Origin of the sequence: Brevibacillus brevis (assembly GCF_900637055.1) — a bacterium.
Lineage (GTDB): Bacteria > Bacillota > Bacilli > Brevibacillales > Brevibacillaceae > Brevibacillus > Brevibacillus brevis.
Genome location: NZ_LR134338.1, coordinates 546,481 through 570,776 on the forward strand (window position 1 = coordinate 546,481; position 24,296 = coordinate 570,776).

Consider the following 24,296-nt stretch of genomic DNA (forward strand, 5'->3'; position numbering starts at 1 on the left):
TGTCGGGCATGCTGGTGAAAGCCGCATGCCTAACCATTACGCAGTAAAGTATCGGGGTGATCATGAATGAAGCAGAGAACCTTTATCAAAACAATCGCGCTGTCTGAAACACAAAAGGATTACTTTATTCACTATTTGGTACACCCGACAAGTGCTTTTTATCATGAGCAGTTTCTTTTCAGATTCGAACAGCGATTGGATGTAACGATGACGATACGTACGCTTACCGAGATCGTGAAGCGTCATGAAATCAATCGGTCCATTTTTGTATTAGAAGACGAGCCCATACAAAAAGTCTACAGCGAGCCTGTATTGGATTTTGAGCATGTGGCTTCTGATGACTGGGACGATATGACGATTCGAGCATATCTGAATCAGGAACTGAGCAAGTCGTTTCAGTTGGACGAGGGGCCGTTATTCAGTTGCAGATTGCTGGATTATAAAGAAAGGGGCAGCATTCTAAGCTTTAAGTACCACCACATCTGCTCAGATGGGTGGAGTGTTTCGCTCATGCTCGATGAATTTACGATGATCTATCAACAGTTGATAGCAGATCAAGAGCTTGTGATACAACCGTCCACACATCATTATGCGGATTTTGTTGAGTGGGAACTGAATTATTTAGCCAGCCAAGAAGGAGAGGAAGCGAGAGCTTTTTGGAAAAAGAAGCTGGGCGGACCTCTAAAGAGGCTAGAGTTGCCGATGGATAAAACTCGTCCCAGTACTCCGTCGTTTAAAGGCGGGATTTCTTTCTTTACGTGCAAATACGAGCTTCGCGATGAGATGATCGCTTACCGTAAAAATCATCACTATCAATCGGATGTTATTTATTTGTCTCTCTTCCTTGCTTTTCTTTCTCGTATTTCAGGCCAAGATGACATTACTATCGGTGTACCTAGATTTGGCAGGCCCCAAAAGGAGTTTTATTCCATCATGGGACCATGTCTTGTAATGCTGCCACTCCGAATCAAGATCCCGAAGAATTGTTCATTTAAAGCGTTAGCCCGACTTGTTCAAGAAGAGCTGTCATTATACTCCCAGTATCAAAACTACCCATTTTCTCTGATAGCAGGAGAGCTGGATTATGATCGCGATAAAAAATATTCGTCCTTTTTTTCAACCGCTTTTGTCCATCAAAAAGCGATTAAGCAAGAGGGGGCCTATTTTGTGGGCAATGCCCAAAATACGTTTCAAAGCAATGGCTTAACAATCAGTTCTTATCCTATTCATAAAAATATATCCCAGTATGATTTATGTTTTGTGGTTGAAAAGGACAACCGACAGGACATATTGGCAGGATTTGAATACAATGCGGATATTTTGAACGAAGAAACGGTCGTCAAATGGATTGCCGATTTTGAAGCTGCCAGTCTGTTTCTTTTGAAAAATGATAGCGAAAATATTCTGATGCTAAAAAGCCAAGCAATAAAAGACTACTGGACGAAGAACTTTGCCAATTTTCCATCCTTTCAAATATTGCCGGAGGAAGGAAGCGGTCTTTCTAGCGATTCAACTGTGTTTGAACGGGAGAAGTTTGAAATAACAGGGGTGCTGTCGACTCAAATATCCCGTCTGGCTCAATCTTGGGACTGCTCTTCGTTTGAGATTTTCATGAGTACATTTTTGGTCCTCTTGCATGCTGAAAGCCAGAAGGAGGATATGGCCCTGGCATTTCGGGCGGGTTGTGATCAGCTACAAGGAATTTCTTTCATATTGCTACGAACGGATCTATCAGGAAATCCACTTTTTTCCGAGCTAGTTCTGCAAGTACAGCGCAAGGTAAAAGAAGCCTATCAATATAAAGACGGCTTGGAATCGTTGCTGCATGGACAACCTGAGCCGCAAATTTTGTTTGAAATGAACGAGGAAGAACCACACTCCACGATAGATTTTCAATTCCGCATCCACGAGTCACAAGGTCAACTGCATGGAACCATTACCTATCATGCAAATGTGTTCAAGAGGGAGACCGCGCAAAAAATGTTATCCCAATATGAATACGTATTGCAAAGTGTGATAGCCCAGCCGCATCAACGAATCCGTGAACTTGTCAGTCATCTAAACAGCCAATTTCTTTCAAATGATGATTATGAGCAACTATTCCTTTAGCGAAAGAGGTGCACGGGCTTGCAGCATTTAACAAAAGAAAATGTAGGGGAAGTAATTGAGCTTTCGATGGTGCAGAAGCAATTGTTACACCAAGACATGATGACAACGGTGCGCTATCTGATCAAACAGCCTATCGAACGGGAAAGAGCTCAAGAAGCGTGGAATGAAATAGTCAGTGAGACGCCGCTAATGCGAACGGTTTTTCGTAAACTAAAAAATAAACATGTACAAGTGGTTTTAAAGCAATTCCCGATTTCTATCGACTGGCACGACCTGCGAGGATTATCTCCTGAACAACAAGAGCAAAGGTATCTTTCTGAGATTGCATCCCATCAGGAGCCTATTGCCTTTGAGGAAGGTCCATTGATCCGACTATCTGTGATGCAGATGGAGGAAAATCAAACGGTTATCATTTGGACCAATCATGCATTGTGTATGGACGATGTCAGTCGCGGCCTTCTTCTGGAGGAATGGCTAAAGAGAGCAAAGGGCAATCATTCATCTAATCATCAGCGAACATTATTCAAAGACTATTTTATCTGGGAGTCAAGTCAAGATGGCTCCAGAGCGAAAAGCTATTGGATAGATAAAATCAATCACAATGATAACGAGTCCATATTTTATCCAGTACAGGGCGCACAAAAGGAAGCGAATCAGCAGACCAGCTGCCATGCTGTACTTTCCGAACCATTCTCCCAAACAATCAAGAGCATGGCATTCAAACAAGGTGTCTCGATTGAAGCTGTCTTTCAGGCTGCTTGGCTGCTGTTATTAAATATGTATAGTGGGGATGAAAAGGTGGCGACTGGTGTTACCGTCTCCGGGAGACCTGAGTCACTGGAAGGGGCAGATACCATTGTTGGGCCATTGGCTCACAGCTTGCCAGTCTTCCTGACATTACATGCGAATCAAAACATATGTGATTTTGTAAAGATCGTTCAGGTAAGCTGGGAAGAATTGCAACAAAATCAATTCATTACACAAGAGATGATTCGTAACTATGCTGGAGTCCCGGAAGATCATCCTTTCATCGGAACAATAGTGACGGTAGTGAGTGGTGTAGGAGATGATTATGAATCGCTCGTCCTTTATCGAGGTGGCCTTCCCGCGCTTGAAATAATGGTGAGGGTTGGCCAGTCCATACAGATTCAATTCATTCATCCCCATGCTTCTGCCAAGCGCGATCTGGAAAGGCTACAGTCTCATTACATCCGTATACTTGAGCAGGTTTGCTCGGATTTCGAAATGAAAATCAGCGATCTGAATGCCGTGACGGATGAAGAGCAAAACATGATGACGAACGTGATGGGCAATTTTGCGAAGTCACATCGAAACATGGATCAACTGGCTCAGCAAATCATAGAAGAACAGGTTAAGCGCAATCCTGATGCTGTCGCTGCTGTCTATATGAACCACTCTATTACCTACAGAGAATTGAATGAAACTTCCAATCGTTTGGCTCATTGGCTCCGCAAAGAAGGATTTGGTAGAAATGATCTGGCTGCCATCTTTTTAGAGAGAAGCATCGATATGTTGGTTGGCATTCTGGCCGTTCTAAAAGCAGGGGGCTGCTATGTTCCGCTGGATACCGCTCACCCTGATCAACGATTGGTTACGATTATGGAAAATAGCAAGGCGAAAGTTATACTGACCGAGGAGAGTTATCAGTCACGCAGCATGACATTGGCAATGGAAGTAGCGCAAAAACCAATCGTGTTTTGCTTGAACGAGGGCAACGGCGTAAGTCCGGATAAGACTTCTTTGCAAACAGCGGATACGTATGATCCTGAGATCATTAATGCCTTTGATGATTTGGCAAATGTCTTTTTTACTTCGGGCTCTACCGGAATACCAAAAGGAGCAATGATTGAGCACAGAGGAATGTTGAATCACCTATTTGCAAAAATCGATGTGCTCGGCCTGAATCAAGACAGCATTGTTGTACAGAATGCTTCCCATTGCTTCGATATATCGGTGTGGCAATTCCTGGCTCCCCTGATGGTAGGGGGGAAAGTGGTGATTTATAACAACGAGACAGCAACTGACCCGGAGTTATTGTTTCATTCCATAAGCCGTGACAAGGTAACGGTGATTCAAATGGTTCCAGCAATGATTGAAGCCGTGCACAACTCTGCGCTGGCTCTCTCTCCGGAACAACAAGCCTTGCCACACTTGCAATATATGATCTCTACTGGTGAGGGACTGCCGGTAACACTGTGTAAAAAGTGGCAGACCTTGTACCCTGAAGGCATTGTAGTGAACACATATGGAGCGACAGAATGCTCGGATGATACGATGCATGAAATCATTGATCGTTCTTATCAGCATGATGATTATCCGTATGTTGCGTTGGGCAACTCCATCGACCATATGAAGCACTATTTGCTGGACAAATGGATGCGTCCGGTTCCCACTGGTTGTGTAGGAGAAATCTACATTTCCGGGATGGGAGTAGGGCGGGGATACGTAAATGATCCCGAGCGTACCGAGCATGCATTTTCAGAGAATCCCTTTTTGAAAGAGAAAAAAGAAAGACTTTATAAAACAGGCGATTTGGGACGTTATTTGCCAAGTGGGAGACTTGTATTCGTGACGCGTGCCGATTTCCAAGTAAAAGTACGCGGACATCGCATTGAGCTTGGCGAGATAGAAAGTGCCCTTTTACGTCATGAGAGCGTTAGACAATGTGTCGCGGTCGTAAGCGAGGATGGGAATGGAGACAATCGAATCGTCTCATATGTTGTCCTGCATGAAAAACAGGATGAACAGGAGTTCCAGCAATATCTCAAAACGATTCTGCCGGAATATATGATTCCAGAGCGTATCATGATCCTCGATGCGATGCCTCTTAATCGAAACGGAAAAGTAGATAAAAAAGCATTGCCAGCAGTGGATACGGTTCAAACCAAGAATGAAGCATACGTCGCACCTCGTAACGATTTGGAGCGAAGGCTAGCAGCGATCTGGAGTACAGTGCTCAGCATAGATGACATGGGGATCGATGATGATTTTTTTCAACTTGGCGGACATTCTATGAAAACCATTCAGGTTCGCTTGCGAATGAAAAAAGAGTTGGGCATTGAAGCTACGATCAAGGATTTGTTCGAGCATCGAACGATTCGAGAGTTATCCTCCTTACTGGCTAACAGGGAAGAGTCAGCAAGTGGTCAGCTCCATACCAGTCAGGAGAGAACGACGATTCACAAGGCAGAGGAGAAGGATTACTACCCGGTTTCACATGCGCAGCGGAGATTATTTTTTATTCAGCAGCTGGAGCCTCAAAGTACGGCATATAATATGCCGACGATTTACCATATAACGGGACCCTTGAAGGAGCGTATCCTGCATAAGGCATTTTCGCTCTTGGTTCAAAGGCATGAAGTTCTGCGAACGAAATTCCTGGTAAAAGACGGACATCCGGTGCAACAGGTGCTGCGGAATCATGATTTTACTTATTCATTTGTTGACGTTTCCAAGCAGTCAGAAGCCGCGAAGCAAGAAGCCATTCAACTGATCATGCAACAAGAGTCGGAGACGTACTTTGACCTGGAGAGCGATGCACTGTTTCGCGTGAAGTTATGTAAGGTGGCCGAAGAAAAATATACATTGCTGCTGAACATGCACCACATGATCAGTGATCAATGGTCATGGGGGATCTTACTGAAGGATTTCAGTCAGATTTACGAATCCTTGCAGCAAGGGATCGATCCCGTATTACCTGCTCTGCACATTCAGTATAAAGATTATGCAGTCTGGCAAAACCATGCTATCAATCACGGAGAGCTGGCAGAATCAGAAGCGTACTGGTTGAAGACGTTCCAAAAAGAAATTCCTGTATTGGACTTGCCTACAGACTATCAGCGTCAGCCCGTCCAAACATTTTTCTCGGCAGTGGAATCTTATCATCTTCCAGAAAATATCTTCGGTCGTATGCGGGAGATTGCTCAGCAGTATGATGCATCCATGTTTATGGTGACTTTATCCGTTGTCGGCATTTGGCTGTCCAAGCTGACGAATCAACAGGATATTATCATCGGTACTCCGGAAGCGGGAAGAAACAACATGGATATCGAAGAAGTCATCGGATTTTTTGTGAACACCCTTCCTTTAAGGCTTGAAGTGAATAGGAAGCACACTTTTGTTGAAGCGCTTCAGGCTTGCAGACAACTGGCGCTGGAGTCATACGCGCACAATGAATATCCATTCGATAAATTGGTCGAGAAAATTAACCCTGAGCGAGATGTAAGCCGCAACCCTATTTTTTCTTTTATGTTCCAATATATTGAAAAGTTAGAGGAAGACGGAAAGATAAGCGGCCTGGAAATGAAGGCAGTCGAATCCTATAATTCCATGACGAACTTTGATTTGTCGCTTGTATGCCTGGATCAAGAAGATGGGGCGAGTCTTAGCGTTGAATATCGGACAGATTTATTTCAGCCAGAAACTGTTCAACGGATGCTTGGATATTTGCATACTATCATCGAACAAGTAGTGAATCAGCCAACTATTTTTCTCAAACAGATAGAGTTATTGTCCGTGGAAGAAAAACAGGCTGCGGTAAGCAAATTTATAGACGTGCATTTTACCAATGGGGATGAAAATAAAACGATCATTGAACTGTTCGAAGAGCAAAGTGCGAGAACTCCAGATCGCATTGCTGTCGTTTTTGAAGAGCAAGAGCTGTCCTATTCCGCACTGAATAAACGAGCGAATCAACTGGCGCGAACATTGGTAGCGGAGGGTGTCTGCGCCGATCAATTGGTAGGCATCATGGCTGAGAGATCGATTGAGATGATTGTCGGTGTATTGGCGATTTTAAAAGCAGGTGGAGCCTACATTCCGATTGATCCTGATTATCCGGAAGAACGGATTCGGTATATGCTAGAGCATTCGGGAGCGGAAGTTTTACTACTGCATCAAGCATTAAGAGAGAAAGTCGATTTTGACAAAAAAATAATCGTACTCGATGACCATGAATCCTATCATCATGAGCATACAAATTTGGGATTATCCATACAGTTCGATCAGCTAGCCTATGTCATTTATACATCAGGTACAACGGGAACGCCGAAGGGAGTCATGATCGAGCACCAACAGCTTCAAGCGCTTGCACAGGCATGGAAGCAAGAATACAAGCTGGACGAATTCCCGGTCCGATGCTTGCAATGGGCGAGTTTTGCTTTTGATGTTTTTACTGGAGATTATATAAGGAGCCTGTTATACGGCGGAAAGCTGGTCATTTGCCCAGCGGACGCAAGAATTGATTTGGAACGGATTTATCAGCTGATGGAAAAGCACGAAATCAACCTGTTTGAATCCACTCCGGTCCTTCTGATCCCTCTCATGAACGATATTTATGAGAAGGGCCTCAACATGGATTTTATGAAAATACTCATTCTTGGATCGGATCAATGTCCGTTGCATGTATTCCACAACCTTGTAGACAGGTACGGTCACACCATGCGCATCATTAACAGCTATGGCGTGACGGAGGCAACCATTGATGCTTCCTATTACGAGAAAGAGACACAGCAAGATTACAAGTTTTTGCCGATTGGAAAGCCGCTGCCAGGAGTGAACATGTATATTTTGGATGCGAACGGCAATGCAGTGCCTGCGGGGATTCCTGGCGAACTGTATATCGGTGGACGGGGAGTAGGAAGGGGATATTTCAAGCAACCAGATTTGACGAATGAAAAATTTGTTCAGAATCCGTTTTGTACGGGGGAAAAAATGTATAAGACAGGGGATATGGCTAGATGGCTCCCCAGCGGAAACATCGAATTTTTAGGGCGATTCGATAATCAAGTCAAGATACGTGGCAATCGCATCGAATTGGAAGAAATCGAAGCGGAATTGTTAAAAACAAGCGATATTCGAGAAGCTGTCGTTATCCCAAAAGAGGATGAATCAGGTCAAAAGAGGCTGGTTGCCTTTTGTGTGGCTGCGCAAGAGCTGGAAGCAAGCATGGTGAGAGAGGCGCTACGAAAAACGTTGCCGGCGTACATGGTACCTTCTTATTTCGTTCAGCTAGATGAAATACCAGTGACCCCAAATGGAAAGATTGATCGAAAAGCGTTAACAGAACTCAACATAACGCTGCGTAGCGATAGGCAATTCGTTGAACCCCAAACAGAGATCGAAAAGACATTGGTATCAGTATGGCAAGACGTTTTGCGTGAGAAGCAGGTTGGGATATCGGATAATTTCTTTGAGCTTGGCGGGGACTCTATTAAGTCCATACAAGTTGCCTCTCAATTATCATCCTTGGGATACAAGATGGAGATCAGAGATCTGTTTAAATCTCCAACTATTGCAGAACTGGGTACAAGACTGAAACCGATGAAACAAAAAATTGATCAGCGGGATATCGAAGGTGCTGTACAGCTGACCCCGATTCAGCATTGGTTTTTTCAGGAGCACAATCAGCATCCCCATCACTATAACCAATCTTTTATGCTCTATCGAAAAGACCGGTTTGATGAGAGGCTGGTTCGCAAAGGAATGGAAAAGCTCCTGCAACACCATGATGCACTACGAATGGTATTCCGAGAAACGGAGACGGGCTATCAAGCCTATAACCGAGGGGTCAGCGAAAGCGACGGCATGTACAGTCTGGAAGTGTGGGACTATCGAAATATAACCGAGGCAAATTTACAGCAAGTGTTGGATGCACAATGCACCGCAATACAATCCCGTCTTCATATTTTTGATGGTCCACTTATTCGGTTAGGGCTATTCCAATGCGAGAATGGCGATCATCTGCTGATGGCGGTTCATCATTTGCTCGTAGATGGGGTATCGTGGCGAATACTAATCGAGGATTTCAACCGAGCGTATCTACAGCTCCTTCAAGGCAAGGAGATGACGCTGCCTCTTAAGAGCGATTCCTACCAATTGTGGGCGCAAAAGCTGAACGAATATGCTCATAGCGATAGAATCGAGGTCGAGCGTGCCTATTGGAATCGTGTCGAGGAGATGGAACTTCAATCGTTGCCAACCGATTACGTTGAATGGAAACCTCTTCGGAAGCAAACCAGGACAAAAACAATCATGCTGGATGAGCAACAGACCAGAGAATTGTTGAAACAGGCCAATCGGGCTTATCACACGGAAATTGATGAGTTGTTGTTGTCTGCGATCGGGGTGGCCTTTAAAAAATGGGCGAATATCGATCGATTCGCCATCAATATGGAAGGGCACGGCAGGGAATCGATTCTACCTGATGTGGAGATAAACCGCACAGTAGGCTGGTTTACAAGTGAATATCCCGTGATTGTAGACGTTGGCAACGAGCAGAATCTGTCTGCTATCATCCATAAAATGAAAAAGGATGTGCGCCAGATCCCTCACAAAGGGATTCACTACGGGATATTGAAATATTTGGCGGCAAATCCTCGGAAGAACAGCATAATGCCTGAGGTCAGCTTTAATTATTTGGGGCAGTTTGATCTGGATCGAAAAGAAGAGGATGGCGACATTCAATTGTCGACATTTTCTGGTGGCGAATCTATGAGTCTTGATCAGTCCCGAGAATGCAAGATCGATATTGAGTGCGTGGTGTTACAAGGCCGTTTTCACATTATGGTGGCTTACAGTGAGAACCAGTATAAAAATGAAACCATCGAACGATTAGCGACATGCCTTCAGGAGAGCTTATATGAAGTCATTCAACATTGCTTGACGAAAATACACAACAGTACTGACCGCGGAATCCCCGGAGAATCGGTAGATTTCGAGGGAGTGGTAGACGGATTTTTTGATGCTTCTAGGATGAATGATATTCCTGGTGCCGTCGTTGTTGTCGTCCATCAGGGTCAAGTGCAACTAAAGAAAGCATATGGATACGCGAATCGAAACGAAAGAGTGCGGATGAGTGCGGATGATACGGTAATGAAGGTAGGTTCCATATCCAAAATTGTCACAGTCGCTGCCATCCTCCAACTCGTGGAGCAGGGAGTTATTGGATGGAACGATGATATTCAGCCGTATCTAGATGATATGGAAATACCGAGAAAGGTTGAAGGACCACTGACGGTTGAGCATTTACTCAGTTACACAGCAGGATTTGACGATCCGTTTACGGGAAATGACCAAAGCTACCATTACGGCGAGCGTGAGTCCCTAACCTTGCGGGAATACATTCAACACTATATGCCAACAGTTATTTATCAACCTGGGGAACAATACTGCAATGAGAATTTCTCTTTTATGTTGGCAGGTTACTTAGTAGAAAGAGTGACTGGCGTTCCCTTCCATCGCTATGTCAGTGAGAAATTATTTAAGCCTCTCGAAATGAGAAGGAGCAATTTTCTTTTGCAGCCAGAGCTGGAGGCGAAGCTGGCAACAGGCTATGATCTGGAAAATAATCCGATTCAAAGATACGATTTTAGCCCTGCGGACTCTCCTGATGGCAGCCTGCTCTCAACTGGGGACGATATGGCAAAATGGATGCTGACGCTATTAAACAAAGGCGCTTATGGGACTGAAAGGGTACTAAAAGAAGATTCGATTGGCAAAATGTTCGCCAGTAAAGCGGTGCCTCACCCACAAGGGGCTTATACAGGGTATGGCTTCACTGCGAAATTCCATCCTGATTATGTCCATGAAAATATTTTGGCGAAAGCAGGCGAGGTAATCGGGTATAACTCCTTCATGTGGTTGCTGCCAGAAAAGAATCTGGGGGTGTTTATTAGTACGAATAAAAGTCAATTTAACAAAATAGAATTCTTTGATTATTTTATGAAGAACTATCATCCTGCAGAAACGATATCCATTTAATTGGGGGGCCTCTATGAGCATGATAAAGACGAGTTCCATTCGTAATTTTCCTCAAACAACAGACGTAGGGATCGGAGCAGCTAACGGTACTTTTGGGGAGCTTCTGCAGGGGATTCTCGGGGAAAATAATCGGGATTTTCTAGTGACTTTGCCTATTAAAAATGCATCCTATGCTACTTTTTATTCGATTCCAACCTTACAAGAGATCGTCATCGTACCTCGTTCCAAGCAAAAATCGAAAAGACTCGTAGAAAAAATACTCAAGCATTATGGCTTTCCAGCTGGCGGAATTTTGGAGATCAATTCGGAACTCCCAGTAGGAAAAGGCATGGCAAGTTCATCAGCAGATTTGGTGGCTGCCTCCAGAGCGGTAGAAAATTGTTTTCATATAAAAATGGAGCCTGCTTTACTGGAGTTGTTTTTATCGACGATAGAGCCGACTGACGGAGTGATGTATGAAGGAGCTGTTGCTTACTACCATAAGGAGGTCAAGCTCCGAGAATATCTTGGGGAGCTCCCGCCCTTGTGTATTGTAAGTATTGATGAGGGGGGAACAATTGATACGGTTGAGTTTAACAAGCAAACCAAACCATTTACCCATGAGGAAAAGATGGAATACAGTCTCCTGCTGCAAAAAATTTCGAAAGCGATCAGAGAAAGGGATGTACACACGATAGGTGCCGTGTCTTCCCGAAGTGCGATTTTGAATCAAAAAATTCTGCCTAAAAAATTATTGCCGGAAGTCATGGAGATCAACGAGAAAATTGGAGGGTTAGGTACTGTCGTGGCACACAGTGGGACCAGCCTCGGTATTTTATTGTTGAAAGAAGAACCTGACTTCTATCAAAAGCTGGAACTGGGGTATAGATGGTTGAGTGAGCTGAATAAAGAAGTGCATGTGTACCACACCTAGAGGATCAGATCCCAAGAGATGGCTTCTGACAGGCTCGGAAGTCATCTTTCCCAAAAAATTTGATTCCGTTCGTATTGGGAGTGGATTATCGAGATGGAACAGCCAGTAAGCGTGAATGAAAAGGTATCTTTTCGGGCGTTGCTTGGCTTGAAAAGTTATCGCTATTTAATCTTTTCGCAATTTGTCTCGAATATGGGAGATGGAGTGTATCGATTAGCGCTTATTTGGCTAATGAAGGTTTTGACGGAAAGTCCTTTGTTAATGTCGGTTTTATTGGCAGCGGAGACCATTCCATTGATCATATTCGGTTTATTCGCGGGCGTTTTTGTTGATCGAGGAAATAAAAAGAGGATCATGGTGGTTTCGCATTTATTGAGAGCTGCGCTCCTTTTATGCATTGTCCTGTTGTTCCTGTTTGACATGCTGCATCCTGCTGTACTGATCATCATTGCCGTTTTGCTGACCACGGTCAGTGCCTTCTTCAGGCCTGCACTCACGGTAGCGATACGGACACTGGTTCCTGAACAGTATATGACGCAAGCCCAAAGTTTATCGCAGATGATTCAAACGGTTGTCAGTTTGGCGGCTCCGGCATTGGCAGCGGGGTTGATTGCGTTTGGAATGGAATATGCTTTTATTTTGAATGTCGTCACCTATTTGTTAGGTGCACTGATTATTTTATGGATTAACGAAAGGGAGCTTGTCCTATCTACTGTCAGTGAGTTTACAGCAAGGATGATCATGACGGATTTGAAGGATGGAATCCATGCGATTACAAAGCATGATTTTTTGCGAAACTGCATGATTTATTTTACCATCCTTAATTTTTTGACGGCTCCAGAAGCGATTTTGCTGCCACTGGTCGTTACCAATGTTACCGAATTGGCCATGCTTGAGATCAGCTTTTTTATCGGGATTTTGCTTGGGTCCCTATGCATTACTTATTTGAATCGATACGATGCGATTATTTACATTTGCTGCGGCATTAGTCTGTTCAGTATCGGAATCGGAATGTTTGCGTTTGGCATTCCGCTTGTTTGGCAAGTTATATGTGTATTCGTGAATGGGATAGGCTCGGCATTCGTCAATATCAAAATGAGTACGTTGATTACCTTGATGGTGCCTAAGGAAATCTTGGGAAGAGCATCGAGCTTGATCAGTGTAATGGTTCTGTGCGCCATGCCTGTCTCCGTCTTCCTGGTAGGTCTGACTACAGGTCTTGTTTCCATCTTTACGATATTTGGAATCATTGGCGGAGCCGGGCTTCTCATTGTGGTTCTCATGTTGATGAATCCACACTTGAGAATGAAAAAAGAGCATCACTACGATTATGCGGAACAGAAATCAGGGGGAATCTCTCTTTAGTGCAACTCCTGGTTGGATCGTTACTCAGTCGGAAGCGAGGTGTAATTTTTGCATGAGTGTAAAATTAACGGGCCGTATAGCTTCGACACCAAGCCGCCTCTTGCATGATGAAGTATTGGAACCACAGTTCAAATATGAAGTCGATCATTTGCTGCCTGGGTATATTCAGATTGAATTCGCCATGCTTTTGGAATATGTCAGAATGGGCTTGATTACACGACAAGACGCTTTGCCTATCGCACAGGCTCTTCAGGGCGCTACACCAGAAACAATAGCTCCTGACCCCGGACGGAACATGTCTGATATCTCTTTTGCCCTCGAGCGTTATATCGAAGGTTTGCTCCCTGGATCGGTACCGTGTTGGCATATGGATCGCAGCCGCAATGATGTTCAAGCGTGCGCCCAGGTGATATTTGGTCGTGCGCAATGGCTGGAGGCGATGGGAGAATTGGGACAGCTTATTCAATCGATGCATACATTGGCTGTTCAATATCGTTCGGTTCCCATGCCAGGATATACTCATTACCAATCCGCACAAATCATTACCCCTGGATTCTATCTTTCCTCTATTAACGGTGAATTTTTGCAAGCCTTGAATCGATGGATACAAATCTATGACGAAATGAATCAGTGCCCGCTTGGGGCAGGGGCCATGGCAGGGGTGGAACTGCCGTGGGATCGTCAACGGTTGTCCAAGCTGCTTGGGTTCCGACAGCCTCGGATGAGTGCATTGTCGGCGGTCGCATCTCGGGAATGGGTTTTGAGGATGGCAGGAGAGCTGTCCAATTTCTCGGTATTGGTCTCCCGGTTTACAACGGATTTGATTCAATGGGGCAGCAGCGAAATGAACTTCCTCCAATTGCCGGATGAGCTATCCGGAATATCTTCTGCCATGCCACAAAAAAGAAACTTCCCGATCCTGGAGCGTATCCGGGGGAAGAGTGCACATCTAACCGGATTTTATATGGATATGGTGCTAGGTCAGCGCAATACTGCTTTCACGAATTTGGTAGAGACGTCCAAAGAGGCAGGCACTCATCTTCTGACGTTGTTTCAACAAACCAAAACGTTGCTGCGCCTGTTAAAAGCGGTTATCGATCATTTGCAATTCAATGAGGAGCGTTTGCTCCAAATATGTAAACGGGACTTTTTTGGAGGATTTACTCTTGCGAATTTGCTGACGTTGAAGCATGAGATTCCGTATCGCACCGCCCAGGTAATCGCAGGCCGATACATCGTTAGCGCGCTGGAACACGGTGTATCGCCGGAGCCGGGAGATCCACGGTTACTCCATGAGGCTTGCGCGGAAGCAGGCTTTCAAGTACCGGATACGGCTGCACTCCTTGCTGCTTCCTTCGATGTGCAGGGCGGCTTGTACGCCAAGAAATCAACAGGCTCCACGAATCCGGAGGAAGTACAGCGGATGCTGACAGCACAGAGGGAGCATGCAGAGAAGCTGCAACGGGAGTGGCAAGATCGACAAGGGCAATTGCAGGCGATCGAAGAAAGGCGGGAGAGGGTAATGAAGAGGCTTCATTCTGGCAAGCAAGGGAAGGATGTGAGCGTTGATGCGGTATAAACAGTTGGCCGATACGATCGGGGATACCCCTCTGGTCAAGCTGAGACTTGATGAAAGGGCAGTGGGTTCCGTATTTGCAAAGCTCGAGTTAATGAATCCGTTCGGCATGAAGGATCGTGTAGCCAAGCAGTCGATCTTGGCAGCGATACAGTCGGGAGAACTTCAGGAGGGCATGCCGATTATCGAGAGCTCGTCAGGAACGTTGGCTTGCGGCTTGGCCTTGGTTGGGCGTCAGTTGGGGCACGACGTACACATCGTGACTGATCCGAGAATTGACCCGATTACCTATGCCAAGTTGACCTCGCTTGGCTGCCATGTTCATATAGTTTCGCAGATGGGGAAACAAGGGTGGCAAAGCGCCAGACTGGAACGACTCCAAGAATTATTGAGCGAGTATCCGGGAGCGTTCTGGCCTCGACAATACGATAATCCGGAAAATCCGCGTGCATATGCTGCGCTGGCATCCGAGTTGATGCAGGACCTCGAACGAATTGACGTGCTTGTTGGTGCAGTCGGCAGCGGAGGCTCCTTGTCCGGGACCGCCAGAGAACTGAAGCGTCATTATAAGGAGCTGCGCGTCGTTGCGGTTGATGCAGCGGGGAGTGTGATATTCGGACAGCCCGATCAGCCTACGCGTCTACAAGGTGGCTTGGGAAACAGCTTGATCGCCAAAAATGTAGACTTTTCCATGATCGATGAAGTGCATTGGTTGAACGATGCTGAGGCATTTGCGGCTACCTTGCAGTTGGCCCGTAACGAGCATCTTTTTGCTGGCAACAGCTCGGGTTCCGTGTACGCCGTAGCCAACTGGTTAGCGAGCCAAGTCGGGAGTGAGTGCAATATCGTGGCCATATTGCCCGATCGAGGGGATCGCTATGTCGATACGATCTATAGCCACTCCTACCGAGAGAGCAAAGGTTTGATGCAAATGAACCTGCGAGACACGCCGCAATGTGTGGAACCAAAGACAGTCGTGACTAGCTGGTCCTATTCCAAATTGATGGGGATGTATCCAAATGAACAAACACTTTCTGTTCGTTGAAGCGAATACGACGGGGACAGGTATGCTCGCTATGAAAAAGGCGCGCGAATTGGGGTTTGCCCCCTTATTTTTCACAGAGAAGCCTGAACGTTACCACGGTTTGAATGAGTTGGAATGTCACGTAGTCATGACAGATACGAATTCCCAAGCAGAGCTGACTGACAGTGTAGCACAAGTGATTAAGGAAGGCAGAGAGATAGCTGGAATCATGTCGACAAGCGACTATTACCTCGAATCGGTAGCCAAGCTGGCCCGAAAATTCGGTTGGACAGGGAATTCTCTGGAGGCCATTGAGGCCTGCCGCAATAAAGCGATATTTCGGAAGAAGCTCCAGGGGCATCAAGTGTCTCAGCCTGAATTTTTGGCAATAGGCTCTCTAGAGGCATTGATGGAAGCGCGCTCTTTCATTTCTCTGCCCTGCGTGGTGAAGCCTGCTGACGATAGCGGGTCGAATAACGTGCGGCTGTGCTTTAGCTGGGAGGAAGTGGAGCAGATGGTAGCGGAAATCCTTGCGATTAAGTACAATGCGCGCGGTCAAGAAACAGCTCGAACAGTTCTTCTCGAGCAGTATGTCGAGGGCCCTGAATTTAGTGTAGAGACGTTCTCGTGGGAAGGGCAATGCTTTGTCATCGGCATTACCCAGAAACGGTTAACGGGATATCCATTTTTCGTGGAAGCAGGGCATATTTTCCCTGCACCGCTGTCTACAGAAGTTAAGCAGGAGATCGAGCGAACAGTGGAAAGGGCGTTAGCGGCGGTGAACTACCAGTTCGGTGCTGCCCATACAGAAGTGAAGTGGACATCAGCAGGTTGTGTTGTCATCGAAGTCAACGCAAGGCTTGCCGGTGGAATGATTCCAGAGCTGGTTCGCCGTTCAACAGGGATTGATCTGCTTTTGCAACAGATTCGGTGTGCGGCTGGACTGGCTCCTGAATTGTCTCAAACCCTCGAAGAGCAACGCTATGCAGGTATTCATTTTCTCGTGTCTGAGAGTCACGGAACCTTTAGCGGGATGCATGGAATGGATAACGTTCTCAACCTGCCGGGGATTGCTGAAGTGGCGATGCATGCGAAAATCGGGCAAAACGTCCAGCCTCCGCAAAATTTCTCGCATCGTCTAGGCTATGTCATTGTGGAAGGCAAGCATTACAGCGAGACCGCTGAGCTGATCCAGCAGGTGAAAGACTGCCTGACAGTACAAGTAGAACAGCAAGTGGAGAGTGGGGTATGAAACCGTTGATAGAATTGAGAAGCGATACATTCACTTTGCCGACACAGCAGATGATGGATGCAATCCAAGAGGCGGTGCTCGGTGACGATGTGTATGGGGAAGATCCTACGGTTCGCCAATTGGAGCAAGAAGCGGCCCGGAAGCTGGGCAAAGAGGCTGCCATTCTCATGCCGAGTGGAACGATGGCCAATCTGGCAACCTTAATGGCGCATTGTCCTCGCGGTTCCAAAGTAATAGTAGGCAATGAGACCGACATATACATCTATGAAGCGGGTGGTGCGGCCGTGTGTGGCGGCATTATGTACGAGCCGATTCCGACACAGTCAGATGGAAGGTTGGACATCGCTGATATGGAGCAGGTATTTCCGTTGGAGCCAGAAGATCCACAATTCGCATTGCCTTCCCTGATCTGCCTGGAAAACCCGCATAACCGGATGGGGGGACGTGTCCTACCGCTGTCTTATTTGGAAGAGGTTCGCGCATTTGCAAACGAAAAGGCTGTGCCAGTTCATATGGACGGCGCACGCTTGTTCAATGCGGCAGTTGCTCTTGACGTGGATGCGTCTGAGATTGCGCGCTATGCGGATTCCGTGCAAATATGTCTGTCGAAAGGGTTGTCAGCCCCGATTGGTTCCATTGTCGTGGGAACAGAGGATTTTATTCAGAAAGTGTATCGTCTTCGCAAAATGCTGGGTGGTGGTATGCGTCAGGCAGGAATTATTGCAGCGCCAGGCCTGGTTGCCTTGCAGCAAATGACGGATCGATTGGCAGTTGATCACGCAAACGCCCTTCGCTTGGCACGTGGTCTGGCGGAGATTCCAGGAATCGTGATTCATGTGGAGGATGTAGAGACCAATATTGTGTTCTTCCGGATTGACCATCCAGTCCATACGTGGCAGACCTTCATAGAAGCCGCGCATGCGCATGGGCTGCGCGTAGCTGAGCTCGGTCACGGCAGAATTCGAGCGGTGACTCATTCAGGTATTGAGACAGCGGATATCGACAAGGCGCTGAGCATTGTACGTGAATTACTGCGGGATCAATCTGTTTAGACAGGCATTTCACCCCCCTTCATTAGAAGGGGGATTTGTTAAAATTTATAAAAGGATATAAAATCATCTGATTTTTTCAAATCTTTTAAAGGGAAAATATTTTCAAATAACAGAAAATTATTTAATATTAAAAAGACAAGTCTTGGGATGTATTGCCCATTATGGAAAAGGCTTGAAATCATGTGAAAGAGGGGGAAATGATTTGAAAAAAGGGAAAGGTTGGTTGAAGCCGTTAGCGTTGCTCTCGTTAACCGGCGCGCTGTTGGTCGGGTGCTCAAGCGGGAACAACGCTTCGCCAGGAACTGCAACACCCGCACCAACAAAAAAACCGGTGGAGCAGGTGGCTCCTCAGGCGACCAGTACGGATGATGAGAAACCAATAGACGGTGGAACGTTTACGCATTCTACGACGTCTGACATCGTCACGATCAATCCGATTTTCGGAAATGACACGGCATCCGGCGACGTGATGGAGTACACCCAGGCGTATTTGTACAATCGAAATCCATCTTTTGATTTAGCTGTTTACCCTTGGTCCCTTGCAGCTGAGTTGCCGAAAATAAGCGAGGATGGCCTCACCTATACAATCAAGATGAAGAATCATGCGAAATGGTCCGATGGAACGCCAATTACGGCTGACGACTTGATTTATACCATTAATGCCATCAAAAATCCTGAGACTGGATCACCAGAAATTACGAAATACGACAAAGTTAAAGAGATGAAAAAACTGGATGATTACACCGTAGAAATCAAATTGACTCAATTGTACGCTCCATTTGCTTTTGGATTAATGCAAAAGTTGGCACCAGCCCACGTGCTGAAAGACGTACCGTTTAAAGAATTGCAAGCACATCCTTACGGAAAAGATCCAGCCAAGACACCTACTTCCGGACCGTACAAATGGTCAGAATGGAAACAAAAGGAATTCCATGTCCTAGATGCTAACCCAAATTACTGGGGTGAAAAGAAGCCGCATATCCAAAAGGTTGTGTACAAAATCTATGCGGATCAAAACACACAAGTACAGGCTCTGATGAAAGGCGACGTTGACTTGGTAGATTCTATTCCTGTCACGCAGCTCGAAGCGGTGAAGGCGAAAGGAAATATCAACATTTCGACGGAGCCAGGTCCTAGCTATGAATACTTTGCTTTCAACTTCGACAAGAAGAACTTCCCGAACAATTACGGGTTGTTTGAAGGTCAAAAAACGCGTCAGGCCATCGCTCACGCAATCAATCGTCAAGGTATTATCGACAATATCTTGAAAGGAACCGGAAAAATTATGGATGCACCGTTCCTGCCAGGTACATGGGCAGACCCGGGCGATGCAGCAGTCCATTACGAATATAGTGTAGAGAAAGCAAAACAATTGCTGAAAGAAGACGGATGGGTAGCCGGGACAGATGGAATCCTTGCCAAAGACGGCAATCGCTTCTCCTTTGAATTCATTTTCAACTCGGGGAACAGTCGTCGTGAACAGGCAGCAGTTGTTATTCAGCAAAACCTGAAAGAGGTCGGAATTGAAGCGAAGCCAAAAGCATTAGACTTCTCGGCTCTTGTCGATCAGTATGCCAACCCTGGTAAATTCCAGGTTCTGCTACTCGGATGGCAATTGTCTGATCCAGATCCAGATGGCATTTCTACTTTCGGGAAAAAGGCATTCCCGCCTGGCAACAACGCTGGCTGGTACGACAATCCGAAGCTGGATGCGCTCTGGGAAAAAGCGGTATCCACGGTTAAACAAGAGGAGCGTGCAGCGATCTATAAAGAAGTCGGAAAAGAAATCTCGACGAACCTGCCATACGTATTCATGTATCAGTACGGAACGCCACGAGGCATGACTTCTCGCGTCAAATATAAGGATGAGTTTAAACCAGTATCCATGATTCCATATGGGGAGACCTTTGGCTTCCTGAACTGGTGGATCGACGATACCAAAAAATAAGCTCGGCTGGTAGCGGTTAGCAATAGGAAAAGGGGGAAGGGCAGCCTTATGTCCCTTCCCCTTTCAAACGAAAGGAGGATGCTGATTGACTGAATATTTAGTACGCCGCGTACTACAAGCCGTGCTTGTTTTATTTTTGATCACAGTGGTTTCGTTCGGACTTATGCATGCAGCACCCGGAGGACCGCTAAAAGTCATGCTTTCACCAGGAATGTCTCCTGAAGCACAGCTCATCCAGATGAAAAATATGGGGTTGGATCAGCCAGTCCATATTCAATACATGAAATGGGTCGGTAATTTGCTGCAAGGAGATTTGGGCCATACCTTTAAAAATAACGTTCCTGTTGGCGATATATTGTGGCCAACGGTCTGGAATACGTTTGTGCTCATGTCTGTAGCGTGGGGACTTTCCATGCTGATCGCCATCCCCTGGGGGATCTACAACAGCACAAAACAATACGGCCTATCTGACCAAATCGCCTCCATCGTTGCCTATCTCGGATTCGCGATGCCGACCTTCTGGTTTGGGATTATGCTACAACAGTATTTCGCGATGCAGTTGAATCTGCTCCCACTATCTGACATGTACACGATGGGGAAAGAGGGACAAGTAAGCGACCTCATTTTGCACTTGATTCTACCTGTTTCGGTGTTAACACTGGTGAACATTGCAGCCTATGTCAAATATACGCGCGCCAGTATGCTGGAGGTTTTGGAGCAGGATTATATTCGGACGGCTCGTGCTAAAGGGATGAAGGAAAGACGCGTTATTTTCCGCCATGCTCTGCGGAACGCACTAATTCCTGTTGTGACGATCATCGGATTGGATTTGCCGACTCTGGTAGCAGGTGCAGCATTGACAGAGAGTGTATTTAACTGGCCAGGCATGGGGCGTCTGTTTGTAGAAATGGCTGTAGCCCGTGAATATTCTGTGTTGATGTCGATCACGTTGCTGATTTCGCTGATGGTAATTATCGGAAACCTGCTAGCCGATTTAATCTACGCACTGGTTGATCCACGTGTGCAGCTTGGACGCAAAGGAGGCAGGGCAGCATGAGTCAAGTACAGCTTCAAGATGACACTGTTGTTGAAACGAATCGACCGGGTGGACAGCTCCCGACGAATCCTGTTGGCCAAAAGCCCCCTGGGCTCTGGACAACTGCGGGCAAAAAATTCATGCGCAATCCGTATGCCGTTGGTGGCTTGATCGTGCTCCTGTTTTTTATTGGGATCGCTGTGTTTGCCGATTGGGTTGCGCCGCATGATCCAGCAAAGGTCGATTTTATGATTACCAACCTGCCTCCTGGAACAGAAGGGTATGTGCTCGGAACAGACGAGCTCGGTCGTGATATCTTATCCCGCCTCATTCATAGCAGCCGGGTGTCCATGCTAGTCGGCTTCAGCGTTGCTTTTGCTGCGGTTGTCATCGGGACGCTGATTGGAGCGATTTCTGGCTATTTCGGCGGCTGGATTGACACCTGCTTCATGCGTCTCGTGGACGTGATGAACTCCATTCCGAGTTTGTTCTTTAACATTCTGGTTCTGGCTCTCTTCGGAGCGGAATTTATCTACATGATCCTGATTTTGTCACTGACGAGCTGGACAAGTGTGGCACGTCTGGTGCGCGGCCAGTTCTTGCAGCTACGGGAAATGCAGTATGTGGAAGCAGCAAGAGCGATCGGCGTTTCGCACTGGGGCATTATTACGCGTCACCTGATTCGCAATGCAATGGCTCCGATTATTGTGTACGCAACTCTCATGGTTGGTTCGGCCATTTTGTCAGAGTCAGGTCTCTCTTATTTAGGCTTGGGGATTCAACCACCTGAAACAAGCTGGGGATTAATGCTGAGCAAGGCGCAGGAATTCATGCTGGTCGATCCTTTGCAAGCACTTTATCCTGGTCTTTGTATTTTGCTCGTGGTGCTAGCGGTTAACTTCGTCGGAGACGGTATTCGCGATGCATTCGACCCACGGAAGAAAAAGAAGAACCCGAAAAGGAGGCTGAACAAGTGGAACGCAACATCCTCGAAATAAAAAATTTGACCACTTGCTTCTTTACGGATGACGGCACGGTCAAGGCCACGGATCGAGTGAGCATCAACGTTGGCAAAGGACAGACGGTGTGCTTGGTAGGGGAATCCGGCAGCGGGAAGAGTGTGACGTCACTTGCGGTCATGCGACTGATTGATTATGCGGGCGGATTTATTCAGAGTGGGAACGTCATGTTTCACGGTCAGGATCTGGCGGCAAAGGACTTGGATGAAATGATGCACATTCGCGGAAACAAAATCGCGATGATTTTCCAAGACCCGATGTCGGCTCTCAATCCGGTGTTTACGGTAGGCGATCAAATTGCGGAGAGCTTGATGCTGCATCAAAATATGAGCCAGCAGGATGCGTTTAAAAAAGCGATCGAAATGCTTCGCCTGGTTGGGATTCCGGCGCCGGAAGTACGAGTGAAGCAGTATCCGCACGAAATGTCCGGAGGAATGTGCCAGCGTGTTGTCATCGCGATGGCCTTGGCCTGCAACCCGGAAATGCTGATAGCAGATGAGCCAACTACTGCTCTTGATGTAACGGTTCAAGCGCAAATTTTGGATTTGCTCAGACGGCTGCAAAAGGAATTGGGCATGTCGATTTTACTGATCACTCATGACATGGGGGTAGCAGCAGAGATGGCGGATCGTATCGCGGTGATGTATGCAGGAACGATTGTGGAGGAGGGAACGGTCGAACGGATCTTTGACGAGCCCCGGCATCCTTACACGATTGGCTTGCTGCAGTCCATTCCCGGATTTGAAGGGGAGCGCGGTGGTGAACTGTACACGATCCAGGGCACCATCCCGAGCATTACCCAATTGCCGACGGGCTGCCGTTTTCACCCGCGTTGTCCGCATGCGATTGACAAATGCCGAAAAGAGGAACCCATCTTGCGCGAGGTGGTTACGGGACAACAAGTGGCTTGCTGGTTGAACGAAGATGTCAGCAATCACTTCAGAAGAAATCAGCGTGCCAATTCAGTCGCTGGAAGCAAAGCAGAGGTGAACCCCCAATGAACCGGGAATATTTGATCGAAGCAAAAGATATCAAAAAGTATTTTCCGATTAAGGCAGGCTTGTTGAGTCGTGTCGTCGGTCATGTAAAAGCGGTAGATGATGTATCATTCGGAATTCGGCCAGGGGAGACATTTGGGCTCGTAGGAGAATCCGGCTGCGGGAAGTCGACGCTGGGGCGTGTCGTGCTGAATTTGCAAAGGGCGACGAGTGGAGAAGTCTTGTTTGATGGAACCAATATTCATCAAGTGAACAGACAAGAGAATTTGAAGCTGAGACGGGATATGCAGATTATATTCCAAGACCCGTTTGGTTCGTTGAATCCACGATTTTTGGTTAGTGATACTATTGGAGAGCCGTTACGGGTTCATCTGCGTGCGTCTGCAAAGGAAATAGATGATCGCGTAGTCGAGCTGATGAGTCTGGTGGGACTTGATCCTTCGAGGCGGAATCGGTACCCGCATGAGTTTTCCGGGGGACAGCGGCAACGGATCGGTATTGCGCGGTCGATTGCACTCTCACCACGGTTTATTGTGGCGGATGAAGCTGTTTCTGCGCTGGATGTGTCCGTACAGTCACAGGTTTTGAACCTGATGATGAAATTACAAAAAGAGATGGGGCTGACCTATCTATTTATCGCGCATGGTCTGAATGTGGTACGCCATATTTCTGATCGGGTAGGCGTGATGTACTTGGGGAAAATGGTGGAGATTGCACGAACGGATGACTTGTTTGCACAGCCACTGCATCCGTATACGGCGGCATTGTTGTCGGCGATTCCGAAGCCTACTCCGCATAGGCGACAAGAGCGGATCGTCCTGCAAGGGGATGTACCATCTCCGGCTAATCCGCCGTCAGGTTGTCGTTTTCATCCTCGTTGTCCAATGGCGCAGGAGAGATGCAGCAAGGAGATTCCCGAGCTTATAGAGGTTGGACAGGATCGGCAGGTCGCGTGTCATTTCCCTTTAGCATAGAGACAGAGAGAGAGCCACCTATGATGGGTGGCTTCTTCTCTTCTCAAAATAACTCGATAACGGTAATACTGACATATTGCCGCCACGAGGTTACATTGTTCAAATGTATTAGTATTTTCTGTATATATTTTTGAAAAAAATCCATATAATGGTATACAAAAGCGGATTCGTTTTGGTACATATCAATCAGTGTTGCCGGATTGTATAGGAATGGGGGATATCTCCACTGTGTCTATAGTAGGCTATGAA

13 protein-coding genes are annotated in these 24,296 nt (G+C 46.6%); all 13 read left to right on the top strand.

What is annotated here, in order from left to right; translation table 11 throughout:
- Positions 1-66 precede the first annotated feature (66 nt).
- Complete coding sequence (locus EL268_RS03030; RefSeq protein ID WP_106657104.1) at positions 67-2,109, top strand: condensation domain-containing protein; 2,043 nt, start codon at positions 67-69, stop codon at positions 2,107-2,109.
- A gap of 18 nt (positions 2,110-2,127) precedes the next feature.
- Positions 2,128-10,890: a non-ribosomal peptide synthetase gene (locus EL268_RS03035; RefSeq protein ID WP_106657105.1), complete on the top strand. Its 8,763-nt coding sequence runs from the start codon at positions 2,128-2,130 to the stop codon at positions 10,888-10,890.
- Between the two features lie 13 nt (positions 10,891-10,903).
- Positions 10,904-11,803: a GHMP family kinase ATP-binding protein gene (locus EL268_RS03040; protein ID WP_106657106.1), complete on the top strand. Its 900-nt coding sequence runs from the start codon at positions 10,904-10,906 to the stop codon at positions 11,801-11,803.
- A gap of 93 nt (positions 11,804-11,896) precedes the next feature.
- Positions 11,897-13,168 (top strand): MFS transporter, encoded by a 1,272-nt coding sequence (locus EL268_RS03045; RefSeq protein WP_106657107.1) that lies wholly within the window; start codon positions 11,897-11,899, stop codon positions 13,166-13,168.
- Positions 13,169-13,220: 52 nt separating this feature from the next.
- Positions 13,221-14,747 (top strand): argininosuccinate lyase, encoded by a 1,527-nt coding sequence (locus EL268_RS03050; RefSeq protein WP_106657108.1) that lies wholly within the window; start codon positions 13,221-13,223, stop codon positions 14,745-14,747.
- Complete coding sequence (locus EL268_RS03055) at positions 14,737-15,789, top strand: PLP-dependent cysteine synthase family protein (RefSeq protein ID WP_106657109.1); 1,053 nt, start codon at positions 14,737-14,739, stop codon at positions 15,787-15,789. The genes EL268_RS03050 and EL268_RS03055 overlap by 11 nt, the downstream gene beginning before the upstream one ends.
- Positions 15,764-17,020: an ATP-grasp domain-containing protein gene (locus tag EL268_RS03060; RefSeq protein WP_106657110.1), complete on the top strand. Its 1,257-nt coding sequence runs from the start codon at positions 15,764-15,766 to the stop codon at positions 17,018-17,020. Before EL268_RS03055 ends, EL268_RS03060 begins: the two co-directional genes overlap by 26 nt.
- Positions 17,017-18,072, top strand: coding sequence for a low-specificity L-threonine aldolase (ltaE, locus tag EL268_RS03065; RefSeq protein ID WP_106657111.1), 1,056 nt, complete (start codon positions 17,017-17,019; stop codon positions 18,070-18,072). The genes EL268_RS03060 and ltaE overlap by 4 nt, the downstream gene beginning before the upstream one ends.
- Positions 18,073-18,274: 202 nt before the next feature.
- The gene (locus EL268_RS03070) at positions 18,275-20,020 is read left to right on the top strand and encodes a peptide-binding protein (protein WP_106657112.1); all 1,746 of its coding nucleotides are present in this window, start codon (positions 18,275-18,277) and stop codon (positions 20,018-20,020) included.
- An 85-nt stretch (positions 20,021-20,105) separates the two neighbouring features.
- On the top strand, positions 20,106-21,077 hold the full coding sequence (locus EL268_RS03075) for an ABC transporter permease (RefSeq protein WP_106657113.1): 972 nt from the start codon (positions 20,106-20,108) through the stop codon (positions 21,075-21,077).
- Positions 21,074-22,054 (top strand): ABC transporter permease, encoded by a 981-nt coding sequence (locus EL268_RS03080; protein ID WP_106657114.1) that lies wholly within the window; start codon positions 21,074-21,076, stop codon positions 22,052-22,054. Before EL268_RS03075 ends, EL268_RS03080 begins: the two co-directional genes overlap by 4 nt.
- Positions 22,030-23,076: an ABC transporter ATP-binding protein gene (locus tag EL268_RS03085; protein ID WP_106657115.1), complete on the top strand. Its 1,047-nt coding sequence runs from the start codon at positions 22,030-22,032 to the stop codon at positions 23,074-23,076. The genes EL268_RS03080 and EL268_RS03085 overlap by 25 nt, the downstream gene beginning before the upstream one ends.
- On the top strand, positions 23,073-24,047 hold the full coding sequence (locus EL268_RS03090; RefSeq protein ID WP_106657116.1) for an ABC transporter ATP-binding protein: 975 nt from the start codon (positions 23,073-23,075) through the stop codon (positions 24,045-24,047). Before EL268_RS03085 ends, EL268_RS03090 begins: the two co-directional genes overlap by 4 nt.
- Positions 24,048-24,296: the final 249 nt, after the last annotated feature.